Below are 4,422 nucleotides of genomic sequence, written 5' to 3' on the forward strand. Positions count from 1 at the left end.
AGAGGGAAGAAAGGCGCACCACGGCAGTCCCCGGCAGTCGCCCGAGGGCCTCTACCGCCTGCTGGAGCAGGGCCGCCCGGTCGCCGAGGTTCGAACCCAGGCCCAGGAAGACCCGAACCGGTGAGGTGGCGCTCATGGCTGTCTCGCACATTCTAGCATCCGGCGCGGACCCCGGGGGCAGGCTCCGGACGCTTGCCCTGCGAACCCGCACGCTTGCCATCGGCGAACGCACCTACCTCATGGGCGTGCTCAACGTAACGCCCGACTCGTTCTCGGACGGCGATGCCTATCCCGACGCTGCGGCGGCCGTCTCGCGCGCCCTGGAGATGGTTGGAGAAGGGGCCGACCTCATCGACGTCGGGGGGGAGTCCACCCGGCCCGGGGCAGCCGACGTCCCGGAAGACGAGGAGCTACGCCGGGTGGTCCCGGTCATCCGGGCTCTGGCCTCCCAGACCGACGTACCGATTTCGGTCGACACGCGCAAGGCGCGGGTCGCGCAGGCAGCGGTCGAAGCGGGCGCGCAGCTGGTCAACGACGTCTCGGGCCTCGCCCACGACCCCGAGATGGCGCGTACGGTGGCGCGGCTTGGGGTGCCCGTGGTCGTCATGCACATGCGGGGCACCCCTGCCACCATGCAGAACCTGACCGCTTACGAAGACGTGGTCGCCGACTCGGCCCGGGAGCTGCGCGCCCGGGTGCGCCTGGCGCTCGACACCGGCATCAGTCCGGACCGCATCGTGGTGGACCCGGGTTTCGGCTTTGCCAAGACGGCCGAACAGAACTTCGAGCTTCTGGCGCGCCTGCCCGAGTGGGCGCAGCAGGCGCGCCTGCCGGGGTTCGAACCCTTTGCGCTCCTGGTGGGAACCTCGCGAAAGAGCTTCATCGGCAAGGTGCTGGGCGGGCTTCCGCCCCTGGAACGGGTGGAAGGGACGGCCGCAACGGTGGCCCTGGCCATTGCAGGCGGGGCCGACATCGTGCGGGTGCACGACGTGAAGGTGATGCGGCGGGTGGCGGCGGTCGCCGATGCCGTGGTGCGCCGCCGGCAGAGGCCGGCTTCGGCCACCGACGAGGTGACGGTCGAGGTGGGGGGCATGACCTTCTCAGCGTGCCACGGGGTGCACGACAAGGAAAAGGTCAACCGGCAGCCCTTCGAGGTGGACGTGAAGCTGTGGCTGCGGTCCGTCCCCTCAGGCGACCGGCTCGAAGCCACGGTGGATTACGGCGAAGTATACCGGGTCGTACAGGGGATACTGGAGGGCCCCAGCGTCAGCCTCATCGAGACCCTGGCCGGGGCGGTGGCTGACGCCATCGAGGCCCGGTACACCGGGCGCCTGCGCCGGCTCCAGGTGCGGGTGCGCAAGCCCGACGCGCCGCTTCCCGGCCCGACCCGCGACGTGGCCGCCACCGTCGACCGCATTCTGCTGCCCTGACGTCCGCAAAGCCGCTCTCAAGCATACAGGGCGCTGCGGCGCAGCAGGTGCTGCAGGAAGGCGCGGGCCGCGTCGCCGCACGTCCGGGTGGGCCAGTCCACGGACTCCTTCAGGCCTGCCCTCAGCTTCTCGCGCACCTCGACGACCCGCTCGCGCCGGCCGGCTCGCTCCTCCTCAGAACTCGCCGCCATGAGCAAGCTCTCCGCCAGGATGAGATCCAGCCCCGTCTCCAGCAGGTCCACCCACCGGCCGAAATCGTCGATCCATGGCTTGATTTCGGCCAGAAACGGCAAACCCTGCGCCGCCCGCTCAAGGCGATGGCGAGCCTGGCGCATGGCCCCGATCCCCTTCTGCAGCTCGCGCAGGCCCTCGTCGAAGCGGAAGCTCCACATGAGATCCTCGAACCGCCTGAACAGCGAAAGGAGCGCCTCCGGCTCCCCGGGTGACAGGCAACTGATGCTCTGGCAGGCGGCGAAGGTGGTGAAGGCCTCCACCAGGTCCTCTGCGGGCGGTTCCAGGCCACCCGGCGCGAGGAGCTCCCGGGCCGCCTCGTTCCAGGCGCGCCGCGGATCGTGGGTTGCGGCCACGGGGTCGCGCAGGTAGGCGGCGACGCAGGAGAGGGGCAGCCTGGAGGCCACCGGCTGGTTCATGGGGTTGGCGAAGATCCCCCGGGTGACGCGGTCAAGTTCGGGGTCGCGGCCGGTGTAGGGGCCGATGTGGAGCTCGGGCGCCATGTGGCCGTCGTTCACCGGGTAGTTGTCCCAGATCAGGGGCCGCCGGCCCAGCACGTCGCCCACCCGGCGCATGTGGTCGGTCGTGATGACCCGCGAGCAGACCGCCGGACCCGTCCAGAAGATGTCGATCTCGGGGTCGAGCCGCGCCCCGAACTCCTGCAGGTACGGCACCTCCGGGTCGCCGCAGTAGTGGGTTGGGCAGGTGATGAGGTGAAGGCCCCGCCCTCTCATGCGCTCCCACAGTCTCCTGGTGAAGTCCGCCTGAGCCTGCGCCAGGCTCGTGTAGAGGCGGCGGTCAGGCTCGTGCCTCAATTGAGGGGGGATGTCGTCGAAGAAGATCCCGAAGCTCCGCACCCCAAGCGCCACGAAGGCCGAAAGCTTCTCCCAGAGCCGGTCCAGTTCCGCGGGGTCGGAGTAGACGAGCGACAGCCCGGGGCTGATGGCCAGCATGAATTCGACGCCGGCCTGCTCCCCGGCCCTTACCAGCTCTTCGAAGCGGCGCATCTGGTCGGGCGGGTACGCCTCCCGCCAGCGGGCGCGATGAAGGGCGTCGTCCTTGGGCGCATAGAGGTAGGCGTTGAAGCCCGCCCTGCCCATCCAGCGGATCGTGTCCAGGCGCTCGGCGTGGCTCCACGGCCGGCCGTAGAACCCCTCAACGACCCCCCGGTACCGGAATGCCATGGCGCTTCCAGGCCCCCTCTGCGCGACCGTTCGAGGCTGTGCGGGGCGCTTCCTGTCTCTGGCTGCGGGCGCCGCGGCCGCGCCGTCGTGTTCAGGCGAAGATCACGTGGCGCCGCAGGAACGACTCCACCGACGCGTAGTACGCCTCGATGGTCTCCCGCTTGCGCCAGCCGTGCCCTTCGCCCTGGTACACGTGATACTCGTGCGCAACGCCCCGGCGCCGCAGCACCTCCACCACGCTGTCGGACTGGTTCTTGGGAACGACCTGGTCCTCGTCCCCCTGGAAGATGGCGACGGGGTCCTGGATGCGGTCGGCGAAGAAGATCGGCGAACGCTCCCGGTAGAGGGCCGCGGCTTGTGGTAGGGGCCCGATCATGGAATCCATGTACCGTTCTTCGAACTTGTGCGTCTCTGCGGCCAGCGTGAAGAGGTTGGCCACCCCGAACAGGCAGATCCCCGCCCGGAAGAAGCCCGGATGGGTGATGAGAGCCCGCAGCACGGTGTACCCGCCGGCGCTGCCGCCCATGATGACGAGCCGCTCCGGGTCGGCCAGCCCTGCCTCGCTCATCGCCCGGGCGCCGCTGACCGCGTCTTCGACGTCGTAAACGCCCCAGTTGCCCTTCAAGGCGTCCATGTAGGCGCGCCCGTACCCCGTGCTGCCCCGGTAGTTGACCTCCAGCACCGCGTACCCGCGGCTCGTGAAGAACTGGATGGCCGGGTTCCACTCCGCCGAGGCCTGCGCGGTGGGGCCGCCGTGAACGCGCACGATGAGCGGCGGCCGTCCCTCCCCCCGGAAGCCCGGATTCGCCGGCGGGTAGTAGAGGCCGAACGCGTCCTGCCCGCCGGCGGTCGCCCACCGGCGAGGCTCAGGCCGGCTGAACCATGCCGGGGGGAGATCCTCGGCCTCCGAGCGGCGCCAGACCTTCACCTGCACAGCACCTGCCAGGCCCGGCTCGACCGTGAGCACCCGCCACGGGATGCCGGACGAGGAGGCCAGGACGGCCAGTTGCTCGCCATCCGGCGAGGCCGCGATCTGGTGGAGGGCCGTGTAGGGGGAAAGAGGCCCGCCGTCCGGGCCGCCGACCCGCGCCGCATGGCGGCGTTCGACGTCGTAGGCCCAGAGCTGGGTGAAGGCCTGGTCGTTGCGCAGGAAATACAGGCGTCTGCTGTCCGCGCTCCAGGCCAGCGTTCGCGCGCCCTGCCGCCACGCAGGAACGCCGTGGTCCGCGGGCTCGGGGTGCGCCGGTGCCGCTTTCTTCTGCTCCAGGTCGTACAGGTACACGTTGGGCCAGCCGCTCTCGTCGCTCACGTAGGCGAGCCACCGCCCATCCGGCGAGAACGCCGGCTGGAAGGTGGCGACCCGGTCCGACCCCGCCACGGTCTCCAGCCGCACGACTCGCGGCAACTCCCCGGACGCCGGGTCGGCGCCGTTCAGGTGGGCAAGGTGCAGGCGGGTGCCGTCCCACGGCATGTTGGGGTGGCGCCAGGAGACGAACGCCAGCACCCGTCCCGACGGGTGCCAGGCCGGCTGCATGTAGAAGTCGTCGCCCTCGGCGAGCTTTTGCGGCCAGAGCCGG

3 protein-coding genes are annotated in these 4,422 nt (G+C 70.4%); 1 reads left to right on the plus strand and 2 read right to left on the minus strand.

Translation table 11 applies throughout. The features are described 5' to 3' along the window. The first annotated feature begins 134 nt into the window (after positions 1-134). Complete coding sequence (gene folP, locus AB1609_16520) at positions 135-1,430, plus strand: dihydropteroate synthase (GenBank protein MEW6048053.1); 1,296 nt, start codon at positions 135-137, stop codon at positions 1,428-1,430. A 17-nt stretch (positions 1,431-1,447) separates the two neighbouring features. Here folP and AB1609_16525 read toward each other — a convergent pair whose 3' ends face one another. After that, complete coding sequence (locus AB1609_16525) at positions 1,448-2,845, minus strand: protein O-GlcNAcase (GenBank protein ID MEW6048054.1); 1,398 nt, start codon at positions 2,843-2,845, stop codon at positions 1,448-1,450. Positions 2,846-2,936: 91 nt separating this feature from the next. Further along, positions 2,937-4,422, minus strand: a 1,486-nt coding sequence (locus tag AB1609_16530) for a S9 family peptidase (protein ID MEW6048055.1), incomplete at its 5' end; no start/stop codon positions are given.

The sequence above is a fragment of the Bacillota bacterium genome, from assembly GCA_040754675.1.
In the GTDB taxonomy this organism is placed as follows: domain Bacteria; phylum Bacillota; class Limnochordia; order Limnochordales; family Geochordaceae; genus Geochorda.